Below are 821 nucleotides of genomic sequence, written 5' to 3'. Positions count from 1 at the left end.
CCAATCATAAGGACTAATTTTCGAGACATCCAACAGTGTCGCCACTCAGACCGCGCGCTAGCCCAGACTGAGTGTCTCTCTATCCGATTCCAGTCTCCTTCTTCAGCAGCGTCAGTGTGTTATCTGCGTCACCATCGGCGAGTGCTCGTACTTACCAGTCAATGCGACCTGAACGAGCAAGTCGACGGCCCGCCAGATAGAGTACTCGCCTCTCGGCACGGGGCGAGCATCGAGGACGAGTGGAACAGCGTTACCGACCAATGGACTGTAGCCCACTGGTAGGCGTACTCGTCGGTGTTCTCCTTCGTTCCGATGATCTCGTCCTCGTAGCCCGTACGGTCGCCCGTGAAGGGGTCAGCTTCGGTAATGTCGATCGCGACGATGCCTGCGCGAAAGAACTCCTCCGTCTCTGCGACTTTGCCGATGAGTTGCCGGATCGCTCGTCGATACATCGCTCGAACCTCCGGTATCGGGAGGTCACGTAGGTGGTCGCGGTGAGCATGTCCGGGTGGTGTCCGCTCCCGCGTTGACTCGTAGCTGAAACTCCGAGCACCCTCGTTGGCAGCCAAGTTCTCACGGAGCCCGAGATAGGTCTGTAACCCCCAGTAGGCGTTCTCGTGAATCTCACTCCCGTTACCACGGTCTAGCGAGAGCGCCGGGAAGACAACGCGGCTGACCTGTTCTATAATCGTCTCTGCCCGGCCCAAGATGCGTTGCTCGTCCGGTGCTGAATCCTCGACGGCGGTGTCCCGGTAACAGAGCTTCTGCTCAGGGTCGCGTGGAACCGAGATATCTGTATTCTAGGCTTCAATGAAAAGAGT

Annotated in this window: 1 pseudogene; it reads right to left on the bottom strand. The window is 58.0% G+C overall.

Going from position 1 to position 821, the window contains the following annotated elements:
• Window positions 1–79: 79 nt before the first annotated feature.
• Window positions 80–800 (bottom strand): annotated as a pseudogene (locus tag EXE44_RS21620) (hypothetical protein); the annotation flags it as partial.
• Window positions 801–821: the final 21 nt, after the last annotated feature.

The sequence above is a fragment of the Halorubrum sp. SS7 genome, from assembly GCF_005435055.1.
In the GTDB taxonomy this organism is placed as follows: domain Archaea; phylum Halobacteriota; class Halobacteria; order Halobacteriales; family Haloferacaceae; genus Halorubrum; species Halorubrum salinarum.
The sequence above is the reverse complement of the archived record's forward strand: the minus strand, read 5'-3'. Positions and strand labels throughout refer to the sequence as shown.